The sequence below is a fragment of the Bradyrhizobium sp. LeoB3 genome, assembly GCF_055456055.1.
Window position 1 is genome coordinate 32,497 of sequence record NZ_JBVBEF010000027.1, and the last position, 21,080, is coordinate 53,576.

General features: G+C 63.6%; 21 protein-coding genes and 1 pseudogene. 16 read left to right on the plus strand and 6 right to left on the minus strand.

Annotated elements, in window-relative coordinates; all coding sequences use genetic code 11:
- Positions 1–13 precede the first annotated feature (13 nt).
- Both ACZXDY_RS19080 and ACZXDY_RS19085 read right to left on the minus strand, forming a co-directional pair.
- The gene (locus ACZXDY_RS19080) at positions 14–1,339 is read right to left on the minus strand and encodes a polysaccharide deacetylase family protein (protein ID WP_464346544.1); all 1,326 of its coding nucleotides are present in this window, start codon (positions 1,337–1,339) and stop codon (positions 14–16) included.
- Between the two features lie 98 nt (positions 1,340–1,437).
- A complete protein-coding gene (locus tag ACZXDY_RS19085) occupies positions 1,438–2,220 on the minus strand; it encodes a polysaccharide deacetylase family protein (RefSeq protein ID WP_464346545.1) in 783 nt (260 codons plus the stop codon).
- Positions 2,221–2,341: 121 nt separating this feature from the next.
- On the opposite strand from ACZXDY_RS19085, the gene mgtE reads away from it, so the two are divergent.
- From mgtE to ACZXDY_RS19125, 8 genes are all read left to right on the plus strand, one after another.
- Entirely contained in the window at positions 2,342–3,763 is a 1,422-nt protein-coding gene (mgtE, locus tag ACZXDY_RS19090; RefSeq protein ID WP_028163987.1) for a magnesium transporter, read from the plus strand.
- Positions 3,764–3,829: 66 nt separating this feature from the next.
- The gene (locus tag ACZXDY_RS19095; RefSeq protein ID WP_028163986.1) at positions 3,830–4,126 is read left to right on the plus strand and encodes a helix-turn-helix domain-containing protein; all 297 of its coding nucleotides are present in this window, start codon (positions 3,830–3,832) and stop codon (positions 4,124–4,126) included.
- Between the two features lie 36 nt (positions 4,127–4,162).
- Positions 4,163–4,981, plus strand: coding sequence for an aldo/keto reductase (locus ACZXDY_RS19100; protein ID WP_464346546.1), 819 nt, complete (start codon positions 4,163–4,165; stop codon positions 4,979–4,981).
- A gap of 63 nt (positions 4,982–5,044) precedes the next feature.
- Positions 5,045–5,902 carry a hypothetical protein gene (locus ACZXDY_RS19105; RefSeq protein ID WP_464346547.1) on the plus strand — a complete coding sequence of 286 codons (858 nt, stop codon included), beginning with the start codon at positions 5,045–5,047 and terminating at the stop codon, positions 5,900–5,902.
- A gap of 90 nt (positions 5,903–5,992) precedes the next feature.
- Positions 5,993–6,646, plus strand: coding sequence for a glutathione S-transferase family protein (locus ACZXDY_RS19110; protein ID WP_028163983.1), 654 nt, complete (start codon positions 5,993–5,995; stop codon positions 6,644–6,646).
- Between the two features lie 306 nt (positions 6,647–6,952).
- Positions 6,953–7,156 (plus strand): hypothetical protein, encoded by a 204-nt coding sequence (locus tag ACZXDY_RS19115; RefSeq protein WP_130231764.1) that lies wholly within the window; start codon positions 6,953–6,955, stop codon positions 7,154–7,156.
- A gap of 156 nt (positions 7,157–7,312) precedes the next feature.
- Positions 7,313–8,290, plus strand: a complete 978-nt coding sequence (locus tag ACZXDY_RS19120; RefSeq protein WP_464346548.1) for a hypothetical protein — start codon at positions 7,313–7,315, stop codon at positions 8,288–8,290.
- A gap of 40 nt (positions 8,291–8,330) precedes the next feature.
- A complete protein-coding gene (locus ACZXDY_RS19125; RefSeq protein WP_464346549.1) occupies positions 8,331–8,771 on the plus strand; it encodes a DUF1489 family protein in 441 nt (146 codons plus the stop codon).
- A 75-nt stretch (positions 8,772–8,846) separates the two neighbouring features.
- Here the strand turns inward: ACZXDY_RS19125 and panC are convergent, their stop codons facing one another.
- The gene (gene panC, locus ACZXDY_RS19130) at positions 8,847–9,698 is read right to left on the minus strand and encodes a pantoate--beta-alanine ligase (protein WP_130230822.1); all 852 of its coding nucleotides are present in this window, start codon (positions 9,696–9,698) and stop codon (positions 8,847–8,849) included.
- Between the two features lie 61 nt (positions 9,699–9,759).
- Between panC and ACZXDY_RS19135 the strand changes: the two genes are divergently transcribed.
- On the plus strand, positions 9,760–9,933 hold the full coding sequence (locus ACZXDY_RS19135; protein WP_464346550.1) for a hypothetical protein: 174 nt from the start codon (positions 9,760–9,762) through the stop codon (positions 9,931–9,933).
- A 42-nt stretch (positions 9,934–9,975) separates the two neighbouring features.
- Positions 9,976–10,899, plus strand: coding sequence for a division plane positioning ATPase MipZ (locus tag ACZXDY_RS19140; RefSeq protein ID WP_464346551.1), 924 nt, complete (start codon positions 9,976–9,978; stop codon positions 10,897–10,899).
- Positions 10,900–10,908: 9 nt separating this feature from the next.
- Here ACZXDY_RS19140 and ACZXDY_RS19145 read toward each other — a convergent pair.
- Positions 10,909–11,989: pseudogene (locus ACZXDY_RS19145) on the minus strand (zinc-binding dehydrogenase).
- Positions 11,990–12,097: 108 nt separating this feature from the next.
- Between ACZXDY_RS19145 and ACZXDY_RS19150 the strand changes: the two are divergent.
- The 4 genes from ACZXDY_RS19150 (at position 12,098) to ACZXDY_RS19165 (ending at position 15,774) form a co-directional block, all read left to right on the plus strand.
- Positions 12,098–12,871, plus strand: a complete 774-nt coding sequence (locus ACZXDY_RS19150) for a helix-turn-helix transcriptional regulator (RefSeq protein ID WP_028163976.1) — start codon at positions 12,098–12,100, stop codon at positions 12,869–12,871.
- Positions 12,872–13,177: 306 nt separating this feature from the next.
- Positions 13,178–14,092 carry an alpha/beta fold hydrolase gene (locus ACZXDY_RS19155; protein WP_051396718.1) on the plus strand — a complete coding sequence of 305 codons (915 nt, stop codon included), beginning with the start codon at positions 13,178–13,180 and terminating at the stop codon, positions 14,090–14,092.
- A 91-nt stretch (positions 14,093–14,183) separates the two neighbouring features.
- Positions 14,184–14,948, plus strand: a complete 765-nt coding sequence (locus ACZXDY_RS19160) for a vWA domain-containing protein (protein ID WP_464346552.1) — start codon at positions 14,184–14,186, stop codon at positions 14,946–14,948.
- Between the two features lie 109 nt (positions 14,949–15,057).
- Positions 15,058–15,774: a DnaJ domain-containing protein gene (locus tag ACZXDY_RS19165; protein WP_464346553.1), complete on the plus strand. Its 717-nt coding sequence runs from the start codon at positions 15,058–15,060 to the stop codon at positions 15,772–15,774.
- A gap of 236 nt (positions 15,775–16,010) precedes the next feature.
- Here ACZXDY_RS19165 and ACZXDY_RS19170 read toward each other — a convergent pair whose 3' ends face one another.
- Complete coding sequence (locus ACZXDY_RS19170) at positions 16,011–17,849, minus strand: serine hydrolase (RefSeq protein ID WP_464346554.1); 1,839 nt, start codon at positions 17,847–17,849, stop codon at positions 16,011–16,013.
- 406 nt (positions 17,850–18,255) lie between these two features.
- Here ACZXDY_RS19170 and ACZXDY_RS19175 point away from each other — a divergent pair, with 406 nt between their 5' ends.
- A complete protein-coding gene (locus ACZXDY_RS19175) occupies positions 18,256–18,591 on the plus strand; it encodes a phasin family protein (protein ID WP_464346555.1) in 336 nt (111 codons plus the stop codon).
- An 81-nt stretch (positions 18,592–18,672) separates the two neighbouring features.
- On the opposite strand, the gene ACZXDY_RS19180 is transcribed toward ACZXDY_RS19175, so the two are convergent.
- Complete coding sequence (locus tag ACZXDY_RS19180) at positions 18,673–20,064, minus strand: TadE/TadG family type IV pilus assembly protein (RefSeq protein WP_464346556.1); 1,392 nt, start codon at positions 20,062–20,064, stop codon at positions 18,673–18,675.
- A 493-nt stretch (positions 20,065–20,557) separates the two neighbouring features.
- Between ACZXDY_RS19180 and clpS the strand changes: the two genes are divergently transcribed.
- Positions 20,558–20,893: an ATP-dependent Clp protease adapter ClpS gene (clpS, locus tag ACZXDY_RS19185; RefSeq protein ID WP_028163970.1), complete on the plus strand. Its 336-nt coding sequence runs from the start codon at positions 20,558–20,560 to the stop codon at positions 20,891–20,893.
- Positions 20,894–21,080: the final 187 nt, after the last annotated feature.

The window sequence follows — 21,080 nt, forward strand, 5'->3', positions numbered from 1 at the left end:
CGCGCCGCGCTCTTCAGCGCTTTGCGACCTGAAGTGCGCGTCTGTTCGGCTGCGCCTGCACGGCATGCTTGGGGACGCCCCGACCCGCATGACCTCCTTGCGGGTTCTGATGCACGGCATGCCGGGAATGCGGCGCCTGGCGTGCGCCAATGGTGCGGGCTCTCGCGGACATCGGCCCCATCGCATTGGCGGCTTCAGGAGATGCTGCCACCTGTTGCGGCCGTTTGGCGGGTGAATGCGACGCGAGCAACGCCACACGCAGGCCTTCGGGCATCCTGAAGACGGAGGAGGCGGGGACCGGCAGGGCCGGACCGCTGTTCTCGGAGACCCGCAATGGCTCCGGCCATGCCGTCTGCGCGGCGATTGCGGCGCGCGGGCGGCGTCCTCGATCGAACAGGCCTGGATCACGCCAATCCAGATTCGAGAGTCCGGGGGCGGGCAGTTCCTGCGTCTGGACGAACACGAAATTCGCAATCTTCGGCCAGCGCACCGTTGCGACGGTCTCGATCGGCGGGTGCAATAGCCATTGCACAGGTTCGGTTGGCGTGGCCGGCTGCTCCGGCGTCGCCGGCACCACATGGACGATCCGATAGCCGCGCGCCTTCAACTCCTGCAGGATTTTCGGCAGCGCCGCCACCGTGCGCGGCTGGATGTCGTGCAACAGCAGGATGCCTTTGCCCTTCTCCTCCAGCCGCTGGATTGCGAGCTCGTAGACGCGCGCCGGAGCGATATGGCGCCAATCGTCGGCAACGAAATCGGCGCTCCAGTTCTGGATCCCACGCGACGCCAGATAGGTCTCGACCGCTTCGGCGCGCAGCAGCCCTGGAATGCGGAAGAAGGGCGCGAGCTTGCTCGCGTCGCCAAGCGCGGCCACCGTCGAGGCGATGCCGGCATCGACCTCCTGCTTGGCCTGCTCGATCGACATCTTGTTGAAGGTCAGCGGATGGTTCTGGCTGTGCGTGCCGACGGTGTGGCCGGCGGCGACGAGCTTGCGGACACCCTGCGGATTGGCTTTGGCCTGACTGCCGATGATGAAGAAGGTCGCCTTCACGCACTGGCTGGCAAGAATGTCCAGCACCTGGTTGCTGTATTTCGGCAGCGGGCCGTCATCAAATGTCAGCACCACTTCGTGATCGTCCAGCGGCAAGGTCTCGGCATATTGCATGGTGCCGATCCGGGGATGCTCGCGGGGATCGACCACCAGCGTTCGCGAGGTGCCGAGCGCATCAGGGGGACAGTCAGCCGCGATTGCGGACTGACTGCTCGCGCCGATCAGAATCAGCAGGGAGAGGGCAGTCCATGACCGCTTCCAAAATCCCTCGCCAACGCTACCGATCATCACACCCTGGCTGCATTCTCTTTGTCCGACGCCGAATCCTTACAGGTGGCGTCATGAACGCTACCTTAATGCTTTGTAACCCACAGCTGTCCTTTGGTTCAATGTGTTTGATCCGACACGGTTTTCGAGCCCGGCGGCACGATATGCACGATCCTGTAATTGTGATCGCGCAGATAGCGCAAGAAGGCCGGAAGCATCGCCGCGGTCTGCGTCTTGGGATCGTGCAGCAGGATGATTCCCTTGCCGGCGGCGTTCAGGCGCCCGGTCAGAAGCTTCAGCTCCTCCTGCGGCGTCATCTTGTTCCAGTCGCTCGCCCAGAGGTCGGCGCCGAACACGGCGATACCGCGCTTCTCCAGGTTCGCGAGCGTCTCCGGCGACATCTCGAAATAGGGGAAGCGAAAGAACGGCGTGCTCGGCGTCGTGGTCGCGCGCCCATGCAGCGCCGTTTCGACGGCGGCAATGCCCTTGTCGATCTCGCCAATGGCGTCGTCCGGTTTCATGTATTTGAGGTTGTGATGCGTCCATGTGTGATCGCCGATCGTGTGGCCGAGTGCCGCGATCTGGCGGACCAGCTCCGGATGTTCGGAGGCCGGCTTTCCGATCATGAAGAAGGTCGCGCGCACGCATTCGTGAGCGAGTGCCGCGAGGATCTTACGGTCGGTTGATGGCCATGGCCCGTCGTCGAACGTCAACACCACCTCGTGATCCTGCAGGGGGAGCGTGTCCGGAAAGCTCTTGGTGCCAACGCGCGGATAGCTCGCGGGATCGACGGTCAGGACGCGCGACGTTCCGAGTGCATCCTTGCGCGGGCATTCGTCGGCGGCGTGCGCCGCGCCGCTCCACGCGAGCAGGGCAAGAATGGCTGCACCGAACGATCTCATAAGCACACCTGTTCTTCGCGGTTGGCGATATTTGGCATTGCGCGGGACGCAGCCGATTGGGTAATGCGTGCGACGATAACTCAGACGAGTTCCTACCTTCTGTCAAACGGTGAGGCGCGGCATGGCCGAGAATATCGACGCTGCCCATCCCGCCGAAGCATCCATCCTCGATCGGTTGCCAATGCGGGACGAGGAGGGGCAGCTCCGCCACGAATTCGTCGAAAACATCGCGAGCGCGATCCACACTGCCGACCGGCCGTTCCTTTGCGAGGTGGTGGCGGAACTTCATGAGGCGGATCTCGGCGATCTCATCGCCGCGCTCGCGCCGGAAGACCGCGTCAGCCTCGTCGAGATCACCGGCACCGATTTCGACTTCTCGGCACTGAACGAGGTCGACGATGCCGTGCGCGAGGAAATCCTCGAAGAGCTCGAGCCGGAGACCGTCGCGGAAGGCGTCCGCGAGCTGGAATCCGATGATGCGATCGAGCTTCTCGAAGGTCTCGACGAGGAGGACAAGGAGGAGATCCTCGACAGGCTTCCGCCGTCCGAGCGCGCTGAGCTCGAGCGCAGCCTGCTGTATCCGGACAACTCCGCCGGCCGGCGGATGCAGACCGAGTTCATCGCGGTGCCGCCCGCTTGGACGGTGGGGCAGACACTCGACCACATGCGCAACACGCCGGACCTGCCGCACCGGTTCTACGAGATTTACGTCGTCGACGGCGACGGGCACTGGCTGGGCGCGGTACCGCTCGACGTGCTGCTGCGTTCCCGCGACCCGGAGCCGCTCACCGACCTGATCGATGAAGATCGCCGCCGCGTCTCCGCCCTGGAGGACCAGGAAGAGGTCGCGCGGATGTTCGGCAAATACAATCTGGTGGCCGCGCCCGTGGTCGACACCACAAACCGGCTGGTCGGTGTCATCACCATCGACGACGTCGTCGACGTCATCGAGGAGGAGGCTGACGAAGACCTGAAGGCGCTCGGCGGCGTCACCCGCCACGAAGAGTTGTCGGACAATGTCTGGACGATCGCGCGAGGGCGATTCAATTGGCTGCTGGTCAACCTCGCGACCGCCTTTCTTGCGTCCTCTGTGCTCGGCCTGTTCGAAGGCCAGCTCGAAAAGATGGTGGCGCTTGCGGTGCTGGCGCCGATCGTCGCCAGTCAGGGCGGCAATGCGGCGACCCAGACCATGACCGTCGCGGTGCGCGCGCTGGCCACCCGCGAGCTCGGATCCTACAACGCCGCCCGGGTGATCCTGCGCGAGATCATGGTGGGCCTCGTCAACGGTCTTGCCTTCGCCGTCATCACCGGCATCGCCGCGGTCGCCTGGTTCAAGATTCCGGGCCTTGGCGTGGTGATCGGGCTCGCCATCGTCTGCAACCTGGTTGCCGGTGCGCTCGGCGGGATTTTGATCCCGATGGTGCTTGAACGGGTGCGAGCCGATCCGGCCGTTGCGTCCGGCACCTTCGTCACCACGATCACGGACGTGGTTGGCTTCTTCTGCTTCCTCGGCATCGCCACTTTGTGGTTCGGCCTGAACTAGCGTCTCGCTTAGCGTTAATCGGGCCTTAAGTCGGTTCGCCCACAATGCGGCTTTCCGGAGCAGACCATGAAGCGCCTGCGGCTGAAAGCGGATGGACGGATCGTCGAGCTGCGAGACGGGCAGGAGTTCCCGCTCGCGCCCGAGACGCCGACCGGGTCGCTCACGGTGCGCGACCTGCGCCGCCGATCGCATCTGACCCAGCTCGAATTCGCCGCCAAACTCGGCGTGCCCGTGGAGACGATCCGCAATTGGGAGCAGGGCAAGCGAGCCCCGCGCGGACCGGCACGGGCGCTTCTGGCGGTCATCGCCCATTCGCCGGAAACGGTATTCGCTGCGCTGGCGACAGAGGCCTCTGCGGCGTGAGTTGGCAGCGGAGCTGCGGCGGCCCATAATGGGCGCATGAACATCATCGAAGCCAATGGCGCCAGGATCCCGGCGATCGGGCTCGGTACCTGGGAACTGCGTGGACGCACCTGCGCGCGGATCGTCGAGCAGGCGCTCAGGCTCGGCTATCGCCACATCGACACCGCGCAGATGTACGACAATGAGCGCGAGGTCGGCGAGGGGCTCCGCGCATCCGGCGTGAGACGCGACGACGTCTTCATCACGACCAAGGTCTGGACCACCCATTTCAGGCCCAACGACCTCGAGCGCTCGGCCAAGGAAAGCCTGGCGCGGCTGCGGCTGACCGAAATCGATCTCTTGTTGCTGCACTGGCCGAACCCGCAGGTGCCGCTGGCGGAAACGATGGGCGCGCTGGCGCATGCCAAACAGCTTGGGCTCGCGCGCCATATCGGGGTGTCCAACTTCACGGTCGCCTTGATCGAGGAGGCGGTGGCGGCCTGCGCGGAGCCGTTGGTGTGCGACCAGGTCGAGTATCATCCCTATCTCGATCAGGCGAAGGTGAAGGGCGCCTGCGCCCGGCACGGCATGGCGCTGGTCGCCTATAGCCCGATTGCGAAGGGCCGCATCCGGAACGACCGCGCATTGGCGCGGATCGGCGACCGCTATCGCAAGACGGCGGCCCAGGTCTGCCTGCGCTGGCTGGTGCAGCAGAATGTTGCCGCGATCCCGCGGACATCGAAGCTCGAACGGCTGTCCGAGAACATCAACGTCTTCGATTTCGAATTGTCGGAGGACGACATGAGCCTGATCTCGGCCATGGGCGGCGCCTCCGGCCGCATCACCGATTTCGGCTTCGCGCCGAAATGGGATTGAGACACCCCTCGATTGCCCGCTATGCTGATGACGGGCAGGGGGCTCAAACCTGATCAGTTGCGAATGAACCTGCGGGAGCTCATTCCTGTGGACGTGACGGCGTCGGCGGTTGCGCACGTGTCCGTGCTGGCCCTGGTGCTGCTCCTGTCCGAAGTCCATCCGTTTGACGTCGTGGCGGCTGACACCGTCCCGGTCGATATCGTCACACCGCAGGACATCGAGAAGAAGGACATCGAGAAGAAGCCCGAACCGACCCCGTCGCCGTCGCCTTCTCCGTCACCATCCATCGATCTGTCTGCGCTCCAAGAGCCGCCTGTAAGCACGCCGCCTCCACCGGCGCCGCAGCCCGCAGCGCCGCAGCCGGCAGCGTCGCCGCCGCCCCACCAGAACCAGCCGGAACCGGCGGAATCAGGTTCGGTCCGGCCGCAAGCCGCGGCAACACCGGCGGCCGCCCCAGCCTACACGCCGCCGGAGCCTGATCTCTCGATCAAATACAATGTCCAACTCGGTCTGCCGCCGGCCCTTCCGCCGATGGCGGCGCCAGCCCCGGCGCCGGTCGCGCGCTACGGTGGCAAGGTGGACGATGATTTCGATGCACCGGCCGTCAGAGCCGCCGACCTCACTCCGAGCGTCGTCGCCGAGTTTCGCCGCCATCTCAAGACCTGCTCGAAGCTGCCGGCGGCGCTAAAACCTTCCGACGACGTCAAGGTCACGCTGCGCGTGTTCATGACGCCGCAGGGGACGCTCGCCGACGAGCCGTTGCTGATCGAGGCGAGCGCGTCCGAGAAGGGACCGGTGTTGATGCGTGGCGCGATGACTGCACTGGAAGCGTGCCAGCCCTACAAGATGCTCCCAGCGGATCGCTATGGCGAGTGGAAGGTGCTCGATCTCAGCTTCACGCCGCAGGACTTCGCTTCGTAGCCGCGAAGCCAATGTCGTCGACGTCACGATGCGAGTTGGACGGTCGCGCCGCGCTGTGGCAAAGTAGCAATTCAACCGGATCCCCCGCACATGTTGAAGCTCGTCATCGGCAACAAGAACTATTCGTCATGGTCGATGCGGCCGTGGCTGGCGCTGCGCGCCAACAACATCGCGTTCGAGGAAGTCTTCATACCGCTGTACACCGATAAGGCGGACAAGGATCGGATCCTGAGTTTCTCGCGTGCCGGCAAGGTGCCGACGCTGATCGATGGCGATGTCACGGTCTGGGATTCGCTGGCGATCATCGAATACCTCGCCGAGAAATATCCGGAAACAAGGCTCTGGCCTGAGGATCGCGCGGCCCGCGCCCATGCGCGCTCGGTCTCCGCGGAGATGCATTCGGGCTTCATGCCGCTGCGCAATGAATGCGGCATGAACCTGCATCGCCCGATCCGGGCGATTCCGTTGTCGGACGATGCTCGCGCCAATGTCGCGAGGATTCAGGAGATCTGGGCGGACTGCCACGCGCGCTACGGCAAGCAGGGGCCGTTCCTGTTCGGGGCGTTCTCCGGCGCGGATGCGATGTTCGCTCCAGTCGTGCATCGCTTCCGCACCTATGCGATCCCGGTGAAGCCCGAGGCGCAGGCCTATGTCGATGCGATGATGTCGCTGCCGGCATTCCAGGAGTGGACGCGCGACGGGCTTGCCGAAACGCTCGTCATCGAGCGGTTCGAGACCGTCTAACCCGGCCGACCCAATTCGCAGTCATGCCTCGTGCTTTCCGGCGGCCGCCTACCATGCGAGCCCGGATGGCGGGCTGCCCCTAGGTGGCTGGATCGCAGGAATCCGCACTTTCGCCCATTCTCGTCGTGGAACGCGGCCGACTCGCTCGCGGGCCTTCTATCCTGCTGAAAAATATACGAATTTCGTGCGTTTGCTGGCCCCCGATCCTGCTGGATTTCGGGGCCGTTGGTGTGCTAACTTGACGCGGGGTTCTCAATGTTGGCCGCCGCTGTGGGACCTAAGGCAGCGCGCCGACGATCCAAGAAAATGGAGAGGGCGTTGAAGCACAAGTACGGCGTTGGAGAGACTGTCTATTTCACTGCGAGCAACGTGTCTCGTCCGGCCGCTACCGGGACCTATCAGGTGGTCCGGCTGCTGCCGACCGACGGTGACGATTGCCAATACCGCATCAAAAGCTCGACCGAAGCTTTCGAACGGGTCGCCAAGGAAAGCCAGCTCGCCCTGTCCTGAAGAGAGCTGTGCGCAAGCACCCGGTAGGCGCGGTTCCCTGATGGGTCGCCGTCAAAAGGCCCCGTTCGCAGAACGACTCTGCCGAAGGCCGAATGCCCGAAAGGAGGCGTTCGCCTTTGGCGACTGTGTTTTATGCTGCGTTGAGGGACATCGCGCATGAGCTGGGTTTCTTCGCTGGATCATATCTGGCGCTCCGCGACTTTTCCGATGTGGCTGACGCTGGCCGCCGCAGGATTTTTTGGGGTGATCCTGCTGATCACGCTGTTGCGCGCGGAGAAATCCGTGGCCAACGGCGCGTTGACGGTCATCACCTTGCTTGCGATTGCGGTCGCTGCTGCCTCGACCATTCGTGGCTTCGATTCCGGTAATCGGCTTGCTTCCGCTGATGCGCGATCGGCGCAGCCGGTCGTCGCGGCGCCAGCCGCGCTCGCCTGCATCGATGACCTCGCGGGCGATGCCGTGCTGAACGCCTGCGAAAAGGTGTTATTCGGTTCCGCCGACTCTGCGGCTGCCGCGGTCGCCTATGCGGCTTCCCAGATCTCCCGTCTAACGTCATTGGGGGATATTGCGACCGCCGAGCGCAACACATCGCCCGAACTGCAGGCGCTGCGTCGCGCGGTCGAGCGGGACCGCTACGGGCTCATGGCCTATGTGCTCACTGTCCGCGACCATTGCACGCCGGCCTCATGCGCGGCGTTCGGTTCGCTCGGGACCACCCAGCAGATCGCGTCCAATATGGACGAGCACCTCTATGAGAACCTGATCACCCGTTACGCGCCGTCGTGGAACGCGCCCGCGCCTGCCATTGCAGCGGCGGCCGGAGCAGGGGTGCTCGGAGCACTGCCGCCGTCGGTCCCCACCGGCAAACCTACCAACGCCGAATTTCCGTCGGCCGCGAATACCCCTCCGATCAGCATCATGACGCCTGAGCCCGCACCGAAGCCGTCGGCGGCTGCGGCGGCCGCCACGACCGCAGCTCCGCCTGCGTCGCGTCCCGCGCCAGCGGCTTCGCCCGCGCCGCCGGCCGCCGCCAAGAAACAGGCTGTGGCCAAACGTCCGCCGGCACCCGCGCCGGTGCCGATCACGCCGTCACCACCGGCGTCCACAGCCGCTCCCGCAACTTCGGACGAGTGATCTTTTCAAAACCGGAGCCGGCGGCTAAAGCGAAACGATCATGCCGCTTCATCTCATCAAGCTCGCCGTCGGTTGCGACTCGGTCAAGGAACTCAAGACCTGGGTCGCCGAGCGGATGGCGATCGCAAAGAAGAAGGGCTTGCCGCAGCGTCACATCCACATCACGCGGATGACGCCGAAACGGGAGGAGGAAATCCTTGCCGGCGGCTCGCTCTATTGGGTGATCCGCGGCGAGATCGCCGCGCGCGAGAAGATCATCGCGATCGAGCCGTTCCGCGACAAGGACGGCATCGGCCGCTGCCGCATCGTGATGCAACCCAAGGTGATCGCGGTATCGCCTCGCCCGATGCGCCCGTTCCAGGGCTGGCGCTATCTCACCGCCGATGCCGCGCCGCCCGACCTGACCAAATCGGCCGCTTCCGGCGTCGCGGCGATGCCCGAGCCGATGCGGCGCGAACTGCGCGATCTCGGATTGCTCTAGATTCTTGTTTTGACGCGTTTTCTTCACGCGAACCGGTGTCCACTTCGCTCGAAAACGCTCTAAGGCGCGGCCGCCCTAAACCGCGATATTGTCGATCAGTCTCGTGGTGCCGAGCCGTGCGGCCACCAGCATCCGCAACGGGCCGTCCTTGATCGAGGCGATCGGCGCCAGCGTCTCGGCGTGGCGCACTTCCAGATAGTCGAGCTTGAAGCCGGCCTTCTCGATCAGCTTGGCGCCGCCGGCGACAGCCGGCTTGATCGCTTCACCGGCACGGATCCGGCGGGCGGTTTCCTTCATGACGCGATAGAGTTCAGGCGCCACGCGCCGTTCTTCGGGCGAGAGGTAGACGTTGCGGGATGACATTGCGAGCCCGTCGCGCTCGCGCACAGTTTTCGAGCCGATCACCTTGACGCCGAGGTCGAGGTCTCGCGCCATCTGGGTCACGACCCGCAACTGCTGAAAGTCCTTCTCGCCGAAGATCGCAAAATCCGGCCGGCACTGCGTGAACAGCTTGCCGACGACCGTTGCGACCCCGCCGAAGAAATGCGGGCGGAAGCGGTCTTCGAGGCCGACGGTGGCGGGCCCCTCCGGCGCGATCCGCGTGGCAAAGCCATCCGGGTACATCGTCTTGACGTCGGGATGCCAGATCAGGTCGACCTTCTCGGCGGCGAGCTTTGCGACGTCGTCCTTCCATGTACGCGGATAGGAGCCGAAATCCTCTGATGGCGCGAACTGGGTCGGATTGACGAAGATCGAGACGATGACGCGCTGGGCGCGTCGCTTGGCAAGGCGTACCAGCGACACATGCCCGTCATGGAGAGCTCCCATGGTTGGGACCAGTGCTGTCATGGCCTTTCTTCCGCGCAAAGCCTCGACGGAGCGGCGCAAGGCGGGGACGGTGCGGACGACCACGGGACTTCGCGACATCTGGATTCAATCTCTTGGGCTGGTTCGGTCTGGTCGGGCGAGACGGGCTTGGACTCGCTCGATGAGGCGGGCACCCGACCATACCAAGGGGAAGGCGTCGACGCCAAGGCGGCAGGCGGGCGCACCTGACCCGCTTGGCGACCTCAAGCGATTGCGGGCTGGCATCTCCCGCGATGGATTCATGATCAAGGAAGACAGTCGGCTGCTCCTTGAGCGCATGGCGCATTTCACTTGACCGTCGAAGCGCCCGATTTGAAGATATCAAGGGGATCAGGTCATGCTGGTACAGGCTAGTCAGGCGCAATCCGGCTCCGCCCATGTGGTGGTGCTTGGCAACGAGAAGGGCGGTTCGGGCAAATCCACCACCGCCCTGCACATCGCCGTCGCCCTAATGAAGGCCGGCCAGCGGGTCGCCACCATCGATCTCGATTGCCGCCAGCAGAGCTTTACCCGCTACATCAATAACCGGCGGGCCTGGGCACGGCGCACCAATCTCGGCCTCGAAATCCCCGTGCATCATTGCATCAAGTACGGCGAGACGATGCAGATCGCGGAGAACGAGAACGCCGAGTTCCAGCAGTTCATGGCGGCGATCAGCGCGGTCGAGCGCAATTTCGATTTCATCGTCATCGATACGCCGGGCACGGACAGCTACCTGATGCGGCTCGCCCATTCGATGGCCGACACGCTGGTCACGCCGATCAATGACAGCTTCCTTGACTTCGACGTGTTGGGCACCATCGATCCCGTTACCTATTCGGTGATCGGCGAAAGCCATTACGCCGAGATGGTGCGCGACGTCAGGCGCAAGCGGCGCCAGGTGGACGGCACCACCACCGACTGGATCGTGGTCCGCAACCGCCTCTCGATGCTTGGGTCGCGCAACAAGCAACTCGTCGCAAGCGGCCTGAAACAGTTGTCGCTGCGGCTCGGTTTCCGCTCGATCGACGGCTTTGCCGAGCGCGTCGTGTACCGGGAATTCTTCCCGCGCGGCCTGACCGCGCTCGACGATATCGACGAGCAGACGCTCGGCACCCGGCCCAGTATGGGCCACGTCACGGCGCGCGAGGAGGTGACTGGCCTCCTGCGCCAATTGAAGCTGCCGCTCGACGAGCGCGGCCGCCGCCGCGCGGCCAACCGGGCCGAATGGTTCAGCCAGGTCGACAAACCGCTCGAGCTCCACGACATCATCGCGACTTGAGAGGGCGGCTCACGCCGGCTGCAGGATCGTCATCTTGAAAGGGCCGCCATTGGCGGCCGCGTGCGCCACCGCCTCGTTGACGTGGTCAAGGTCGAAGGTGGTAACCTCAAACAGGTCGAGCGGCAGCAGGCCCGCCCGGATCATGCCAACGAGACCGAGCGTTGCTTCCGGCGGATACATCCATACGCCGTGGATGGTGATGCATTCGCGCATGATCCAGGGGTAGGGCAATTCGAGGCCTGGGCCACCCAGCATCCCGACGCCGCCCATAAGCACCACGCGCCCGTAGGGGCGCACCGTCGTGATGGCCGCGCGCACCGTGGTTGCACTAACCGAGGGCGGCATCAGGTCGATCACGCAATCGATCGGGCCGTCAGCCGCCTCGCGCATCCGCCGGCGATCGTCCTCCTCATTGCCGGAAAGCCGGACCGGGCGCACCCTGTGGCCGAAGCGACGCCCCAGGTCGGCGAGCACCCTTTCATTGCGCCCCGGCGCCACCACGCATCTCGCGCCCATGGCGAGCGCTACCGCGACGGCGGCGCTGCCGAAATTGCCGGTGGCGCCGCTGACCAGCACCGTCTCCCCCGCCTGCAGTCTTGCCGCCAGGAAGCCGCCATACGGCACAAGGCATGTGCCGAGCGCGCACCAGGCTGGCGCGCGGACCGCATCGATCGTGCCGATGCGCTTGACGTTCTCGGTTGGGACCAGCGTCTGTTCCGCGAACGAACCGTGGCGGAAGTGCCGCTGCAGCCGCAACCCGCCTTCGCCGCGCGCTCCAGCCTTGCAGGGTAATGTCGGGCGAGATGGCGTCGTCGCGGGAGCGGAAGGTCGGGTCGCAATAGACCCAGTCGCCCACCGCGAGGTGCGTGGCGTCGGGCCCCACCGCGCGAACCCTTCCGATCGCGCCGGGTCCCGGCACGGCCGGCAACTCCAAGAGATAGTTTCGTTCGCCGCTGAAGACTTCGTTGGCATAGGACAGTACGCGCGTCGCCACGACGTCAACCACGACTTCACCGGTGCCGATCACCGGGTCGGTAACGGTTTCGATCGCGAGTGGCGATCCAAATGATCTCAAAACAGCAGCTTTCATGGCTCTTACCCCGCTTGAGACTGCATCATCGAAGCGCCTGTCCCGGGCAACAAGACCTGGTATTATCCTGGGATCAAGAGTCCCTCCTTTCGTCGCAGGAAGAGTCCCATGGCAGATGCCCGGCAAAGCGAACTCGGCGATTTCCTGCGCTCGCGGCGGGAGAAGCTGACTCCAAAAACTGCCGGCATTCCGATCGGACGACGCCGTCGGACGCCCGGCCTGCGCCGCGAGGAGGTGGCCGAACTCGCCGGCATCGGCGTCGATTGGTACACGCGGCTCGAACAGGGCCGCAGCGTCAGCCCTTCGCTGACGACGATCGACGCCTTGGCGCGAGCGCTACGGTTGACCAAGGCCGAGCACGCGCATCTGCGGGCGCTGATCCGCGACGCCGATCGGCGGCCGTTCATCCCGGAGGTGGTGCCACCGGCGATCCGGCGCACGATGGAGAGCTTGAACCAGCCGGCCTATATCACCGGGCGGCGCTGGGACATTCTGGCCTGGAACGATGCCGCAGAACAAACCTTCGGCTTCAGCCGACTTCCGCCAGCCGACCGCAACGTGCTCATCTGCATGCTGACCAATGAGGCGACGCGGCGTCTGTTCGGTCCATCATGGGCCGACGAAGCCCGCCGGATGGTGGCCCAGTTTCGCGCAAGTCACGATCTGTGGGCGGGCGATCCTGCCTTTCGCGACCTGCTCGCTCGGCTGCAGCACGGCTGCCAGGAATTCGCCCAATGGTGGGGGGCGCACGATATCAAAAGCAGCGTGTCCGGCCGCAAAGTGCTCAGCCATCCCAAGAGGGGCCGCCTAGCCTACGAATATGCGAGCTTTCAGGCCAATGACGACCCGGCGCTGAAACTTACCATCTACACGGCTGCCTGAACCCGTGTGACTACGGGGGAGGGCCCAAAGCTGGGAACAAACTTCAAAATAGGCCGTTTTATTACAAATGTATTGAGCGCCTAGACCCGAATTTCGCAGGTGCCATCATAAGGTTAGGAGGAAAGCCAAATCCCACAGCTACTTGTGCGTATGCACAAGGATTAGGTGCATCGCACAACGATCAGGCGGTCAACACACAACATTTGGACTTCCCGTCACGTCGCTGTGACATATATCATCCACACGGACCGTCAGAGTCCGGACAAATGGGATATAGCGCCAGAGGCGGGCGCGCCGAGGACGAATATGAAACGTGGAATTACCGTTCTGCTTTCACTTACCGTGCTTGTTACTGGCGCGTATTTCACCGCCAGCAAGTGGGCTATCCGTCACGAGACACTCAAATTCTATGATCCGGCGCGGGACAATCGCCTCGTTCCCGTCGACGTGGCCGTGCGCTGGGACAAGGAGATGCAGGCCAACGCCGGCATGATCACCCTGCCGGTGGCGATCCTCAACCACGGCAACACCGTCAAGAACACCGAGTATTCGTTCCTGACCAACATCTTTGCCGCGCGCGGCTATCTGGTGATCAGCCCGCAGCACGACCTGCCGACAGACCCGCCGATGGTGACCAAGGCCGGCGAGCTCTATGTCGGCCGCTTGCCGCAAATCCAGCGCGGCGTGGCCAATATCCACTTCGCTATCGACGAGATGAAGAAGCTCCAGCCTAACGCCGACTATGCCAAGGTCACCATGGTCGGACACTCGATGGGCGGCGACATCTCGATGTACTTCGCCAAGCAGTATCCCGACGAGATCAAGAAGGTCGTGACGCTGGACAATCTGCGCGTGCCGTTCCTGACCGACGGCAAGTTCAAGATCCTGTCGTTCCGCTCGAAGGATACCCATTTCAAGCCTGATCCGGGCGTCGTGCCCGATGATGAGGAGTGCGAGAAGTCCGGTATCACCGTGGTGAACACCAACTTCCAGCACAACGATATGCGCGACACCGGCCCGGACGTGGCGAAGAACTCGATCCAGGCGATGCTCGACAAGTTTCTAGTCGATAGCGACAGTGAGGTGGCGCCGGTCGACACCAGGAGTGCGCCGCCGAAGATCCTCGAACCGGGACCGGTCTCGCTCTACGTACCGGATCCCTCGACCAAGAAGGTCCAGAAGACCGAGACCGAGAAAGATCGCTCCGCCGTACCAAACTGACCTCTGGCCCCAATGCTCGGCGCATCCCGCGCGCGCATTGACGCTTTCCTGGTCTCGGCCCACATAATCCTCGCAGCAACGGCGAGGATTCATGGCTGGCGAACCGACCAAACCGAAATCCGGTAACGACATCGCTGCGCAGGCGGCCGAGGCCCGCAAGTTCGGTCGCCTGCCGGAAGCATCTCCGTCCAGCTCCGACGATATCGCCGCCTTCGTCGCCAAGGCGCGCGCGATGTCGCCGCATCAGGCCAGCGGGCGCGGAAGGCTGATTTTTGCACTCGACGCCACCATGAGCCGGCAGCCGACCTGGGACATGGCCTGCGCGCTGCAGGCGGACATGTTTCGCGAAGCCGCTTCCCTGGGCAGCCTGGATATCCGCCTAGTCTACTACCGCGGTTTCAACGAATGCCGGGCGACTGGCTGGATTTCCGACAGCGCTCACCTTGCCAGATTGATGGGCAAGATCGATTGCCAGGGCGGCAATACTCAGATCGGCAAAGTGTTGTCGGAGACGCGCCGCGAGGCGGTCGCCTCCGGGGTGCGGGCCGTGGTGTTCGTCGGCGACGCCATGGAGGAGTCCGTCGATGATCTCTGCACCAAGGCCGGCGAACTCGGGCTGCTCAAGGTACCCGTCTTCATGTTCCAGGAAGGCGGCGACGCCACCGCCGAGCAGGCGTTCCGCGAGATTGCGCGGCTGACCGGCGGCGCCTATTGCCGCTTCGATCCGGGTGCAGCGGCGCAATTGCGCGAACTGCTGCGGGCCGCTGCGGCCTACGCCGCCGGCGGCCGCGAGGCGCTGCTGCTGTTGTCGAAAACCGCGAGCGGTGCGGCCAAGTTGATCGGCCAGATGAAGTGACGGTGGTCGCCGCGTCGCCTGACAGCGCACGGCGGTGCACCAGCCAGGCTGGGTCGTTGTGGGCTTGGTTCGCGATGCTTTTCCTCGCCGCCGCGATTATATTGCGCCCATGCCAACCCTGATTGCCGGCGTCGTCGCCGTTGTCACGCTTTATCTCCTGCTGCAGATGTTTCGGGCCGCCAACCCGGCGATGATGGCGCGCGCGATCAAGATCGTCGGCGGCGTGTTGTCGCTCGCGGTCGCCGCCTATACCGGCATCAGGGGCGAACTTGCTGTGGCGATCCCGCTCGGGATCTTTGGCGCCGGCCTGCTCGGCTGGTCGCCGAACGTGCTGGGCAATTTCGGCAGCATCTTCGGCGGCACGCAGCGCTCCGCCGGACAGAGCTCGCGCGTGCGCTCGAAATATCTCGACATGAGCCTCGACCATGACACCGGCGCGCTGTCGGGCCAGATCGTGGAAGGACCGAATGCCGGCCGCTCGCTTGACGAGTTCGACCTTCAGGGATTGCTGGCGATGGCCGCCGGCTTCGACGCCGAAAGCGTCACGTTACTTGAAAGCTATCTGGACCGCCGGTTTCCCGCTTGGCGTCAGGACGCGCAGCGCAACGGGGCAGGGGGGCAACGCCGCGCGGCGCCGGGCGGCAAAATGACGGAAGAGGAGGCCTACCAGGTCCTTGGCCTGCAGCCGGGAGCCTCGCGTGACGAGATCAGCCGGGCGCACCGCGCTCTCATGAAGAAACTGCATCCCGACCAGGGGGGGTCGACGTACCTCGCCGCCCGTGTAAACGAGGCCAAGGATACCTTGCTTCGCACGCATTCTAGCTAACTCCGGCACGCTACCAACGCTACAAACCGAGAGTTGCCGCCGCTTCTCTGTGCTGACGCACCCTGTCTCGCCCGCCGTTGTCCAGCGTGGTCGATCCCCTGTTCTCGAAAGCTTAACCGTAAATCCTTGCCGAGAAGTTTCGCGAGGGAACAAGTGGCCGCGGCTGCGACAGGCCGACGCAAAAAAGCCGGCGCTGGTGGGCGCCGGCTTTGCGATTTTACGATCGGGCCGAAAGATCAGTTGCGGATGGTGATGCAGGAGATGTCGGCGCGTTTCAGCGTCCGGCACGCCGCCTCGGCCTGCTCGCGCTCGAGGCCGGCAAAGCGGGCGCGATAAAGCTTGCGGTTATCCTTGCCGACGACCGGCTCGGTGAAGGGATCGGCCTTGCCGAGGAGGCCGCGCGACTGGTTGCGCGCAAGATCGATGCGCTGGCGCGCCTCGTCTTCGCTTTCGAGTGCACCGACCTGGATGATCCAGCCGGTGTGCACGGCAGGCTGCGTGGGCTTGGCGACCGCGGCCGGCGACACCGCTTGCGGCTGGAGCGCGGCGACCGTCTGCGGCGAGGAGGTGGGCTGCTGCAGGCTCGACGCGGGCAACACACCGAGGATGCCATTGCCGGTGCCGAACCCGGCAGGCTGCGGCGGCATTTCGGCTCTGGCTGCGGACCTTGCGGCGTCGGTCTTGGCGACGTCGGCGCTTGCCACGACGGCGCTGGAGGTCTCGGCGACTTCCGGACGGGGTGGGATCGCATTGGTGACCGGTGGTGCCGGCTGGGATGGCGCGGCGGAGGCGAGCTTGGTGCCGCCGGCCTTGACCTGAACCGTCTTCACCTTGACCGGCTTCATCGGCTCGGCCGAGCCGGGAATGATCGCCATCGGCTGGCTCTGGATCACGCCGTTGGTCAGGGGCGCGGGTTCGGATTTGGGCTCCGGCCTCGCCGCTGGCTCAATCTTCGCTGGCGGCGGGGGAAGGGCGGCGGCCGCTGCGGCCATCAGCGATGCCTTTGCGGCCGGGCGCGGGGCCGTCGGCGTGAGCGCTGCCATTGCGGGTTCAGCGGAGGCGGCGGCGCTGGAAGTGACCTGCGCGGGCTGGTCGTTGCCGCGGGACGGCGTATCAGCTTCCGCGATATTGGTATTGCCATCCGCGACGTTCTTCTCGGTGATGGCGGCGGCGGTGCGGATCGTTGCGCCCTTCTCGAGGTTCTCGGCGAGCAGGCTGCGCATGATGGCGTCGCGCGAGCCGCCGCTGCGGCCACCCAACACGACGCCGACCAGATGGCGGTTGCCTCGGCGCAGCGAACTGACGAGATTGAAGCCGGAGGCGCGGGTGTAGCCGGTCTTGATGCCGTCGATGCCCTCCACCTTGCCGAGCAGGTGGTTGTGATTGCGGATCGACTGTCCCCGATAATTGAACACGGTGGTCGAGAAATACCGATAGTAGCGCGGGAACCGATCCTGGATCGCGCGGCCGAGGGTGGCCTGGTCGCGCGCGGTCGTCACCTGCTCATCATTGGGCAGGCCTGATGCGTTGCGGTAGACCGTCTTGCTCATGCCGAGCGAACGGGCCTTCCGCGTCATCATCTTGGCGAAATCATCCTCATCGCCGCCAATGGCTTCGGCGATCACGACGGCGGCGTCATTGGCGGAACGCGTCACCAGGCCCTTGATGGCGTCTTCGACCCTGATGGTCTGGCCGGGCCGGAGGCCAAGCTTGGTAGGAGACTGCTCCGAAGCGTGCTCCGATACCTGCATTTCCGTATCCAGCTTCATCCTGCCGGCTTCGAGGCGCTCGAACAGCAGATAAAGCGTCATGATCTTGGTCAGCGAGGCCGGGTGACGAAGACCATCGGGATTGTTGGATGCCAGCACCGAGCCGGAATTGCCGTCGACGATGATGGAGGAGAATTGGGGGCTATAGCTGTCGCGATCCACCTGATGAGAGCGCACGTGATGGCGGTGGCGGGAGCGACGCGCCTCGGCGCTCTCGCTGGAGATCAGGATCGCTGTGGTGAAGGTGATGAGCCCGAGAACGCCAACTCGCAAGACACGCGAGGAAGCGAAGGTTGTACGAAGCATTTACTTCCCCGTCCCAATTTCTATCTTGATCACCGGCCCGTGGGGCAAAATTGTGCCCGCCGGCCCGCTGACATCACCCTGTTCGACGATGGCTTCCGGAAACGAGGCTCCGGTTGCATCGGCCGGCCAGGGTCGCTGTTCTGGCTAAGATGCTGTTCACAAACAGTTTTCAGGCTGCTTGTCGGAAGATGAACCCGTTCGGGAATCAAGGTTAGGCCTGCCGAGTTTCCAAAAGCTTAATTAAGCGTTGCGTAAAGACCCGGGGTTTTCGGCAAATTCGAACAATTTGTGCAATGCACAATACCGCTTGACTTGATTGTGCGCCGCACTAGTTTGACGGCGCGTTCGGGGAGTCGGCTCCGTGCCGACAATGGGTTTGCGCAAAAAGTCTTGGGAAAGGATTCCAATGGTCAAGGTTGAAGACATTCAGAACTACGGAAAAGAGCAGATTGAGACGATCACAGCTTCGGCGAACAATCTGCAGAGCGGCGTCCAGGCGATCGCGACCGCCTATGGCGACTACGCGAAGAAGTCGTTCGAGGACACCAAGTCGTTTGTGGAAAAGCTGTCCGGCGTGAAGTCGCTCGAGAAAGCGCTGGAAGCCCAGACCGAGTATGCCCGCTCGGCCTACGAGACCTTCGTTGCCGAATCGCAGAAGATCGCCGGCCTCTACAGCGACTGCGCCAAGCAGACTTTCAAGCCCTTCGAGGGCCTGGTCGCCAAATTCGCCCCGACGCACTGATACGTTCCGCCGGCACCAGCCTCCGGAAAGCAAAAGCCCGGCCGTTCGGCCGGGCTTTTTGTCTGTCGGGGCGATCTGTAGCTATCGCGCGACGCGCAGTTTGGAGAGCGACGCTCCGATGGCGTTGAAGACCTGCGCTGTCTGGTTGGCCGACGTAACGAGATAGAAATTGCTCGTGCCACTCGCACAATATTGCAGCACCTCCGACGTCGGATCCCTACCGGTGTTGACCTGAACGGTGTAGATCGTTATGCCGGCCGCCTTGGCGTTGTCGCAGAGGATCTTCTGACGGGCGTCGATATCCTGCGTCGTGCGCGTGAAACGGTTCTGGGTGTTCATGCCGTCGGACAATAGGATGATGGCGTCCTTGTAAGTATAGTTCGGATCCTTTGCTGGGGCGTTGAACGGGGCTCCGGCACCAAGCGTCATCCAGGCCCAGGCAAGGCCAATCCCCTGGTTCGTGTTGCCCGTCGGCTTCATGTTGTTGACCCGCGTCTTGAGGGCGCTCCAGTCATAGGTCAGCGGCATGATCGGCTGCAGATACTCGCTATTAGTGGGCTTGCAGTAATTGTCGTATTCCTCCGCCGGAAACTTTGTCGACGGCATGGCGGGATCCGGCGTCGTGTTCATAGTATCGTAGTCCTTCTGTCGATCCGTGAAACAGCCGGTCCAACGCGACGTGTCTCGAGTCCAGTTCGCCCTCGCGGACCTGCAGTCGCTCCGCGTCGTGTATCTTGCGTTGCTGCAAGTTCCCCAGCTGTTCGTTACAGACTGGCTGTCCCAGACGCTCCAGTCGATCCAAAGCTGGTTGGCGTTGCTTGCGCCGCTGGCGTCTCTGCCAAAATTGACGTCCTTGGCGAACGGTACCACGGAGATGTAGATGTCGCCGTTGTCCTTGGCGAGCTTGCTGAGTTGGTCGATGAGGCCGTCGGTTCCGGCGACGGCGTTCTGCAGCGCGCCCATCTTGCCGTCGTCACGCATCGATCCTGTATTATCGAGCGCCATCGCGACCCGCATCCGAACCGTGCCCCAGAGAGAGGTGGAGCTGAGGTTGAAGCCGAGAGTGTCAAGGCTCGCGAACTTCAAGAATTCGGTATTCACGCTGCCGGAGCCATCGACCTTGATGGTCGAGCCGTTTCCGGTATTCTGCGTATAACTCGCGTTGATCGTCACCGATTGGGCATCGGGGTTAGTGTAGAGCGCGGCGAAATATTTCCGCGCCGTCGTGGTGACGTCCGAGGTCGATATCCTGCCGTCGGTCAGATCTTTCGCCACCATCAGCGCCGTCGAGTCGAGCGCCGCCTGCATCGAGGAGCGGGCGCTGTTGGCGCGGGAATAGTCGATCGCGGCACCGACGAGGGTGATGATCGGAACCGCAGCCAAGGCAAAAATTACCGCTATATTCCCTTGATCCGCGCCGGCGAATCGGCGGGCCGCTGTACGAAGGCGGTCGAAAATGGCTGTAACGGACATGGCGTTCACCGCAATCTGGTTGGTGCCGCCATTTCTCAGTGCGCCGCTAAATAGGTGGTAAACCGGTCCTCATAAAAACGGGTCAAAGCCAAGGCAAAAGCCGAACGACGGGGACGAAAGCGGACCTATTGTCAATGGTCGCTAAACGAGTAGTCGGCTTCCTTTGTCAAACCCGCCAGAAACGATTAACCTTCGCATGAGCGTCGAGACCCGGGAGTCGGGCCGGCCGGCCCCGTGTGAGCCACGCATCTGTGCTTGCAGCGGGACAAAGCCGGGCCCATATTGCCTTTTGCCGACCCAGCAAAGGATCGGACCGGGAAACGGCGATCTCTCGAGCGTGCTGGAAGTTCCGTGACGACTGTTTTCGGCGTTGCGCAACCTCCAAGTGCGTTGCGTGTTTCCTTTGGGGATGTCGAACGCCTGAGCCATGTCGCAGACAGTTTTTGCAACCAATTCGCCCATATCGGCGCTTGCCGCGCCATCAGCGCCCCGGATGAGCAACGATGAGGGCCGTAGTGGGGGGACCACCGGAGGTCCGTCCACTTCGGTCATTACCAAGGTCAAGCCGAAGACCAAGCGCCCGAATTTGTACCGCGTCCTGATCTTGAACGATGACTACACTCCGATGGAGTTCGTCGTTCATGTCTTAGAGAAGTTCTTCAACAAGGACGCGGAAGCGGCGACCAAGATCATGCTACACGTCCACCACCATGGCATCGGGGAGTGCGGGGTTTTCACCTATGAGATCGCCGAGACCAAGGTGACCCAGGTGATGGATTTTGCGCGGAAGCACCAGCATCCGCTGCAATGTGTGATGGAAAAGAAGTAACGCGGGCCCAGCGTCTAGCAGACCCGCCACGAAGCGGAACGGGTCTTGCATTTAATTCGCCTGATGGAAGCGCTTTGCCCGATGGAAGCGGACGGTGTTCCCGCTGCCTGGAGGGATGTGGCTCTCGGTCGCGGCGCCTTTGCTCGATTGGCTGACCGCTGCGCGAAGCCGGGCTTTCGCCACGATC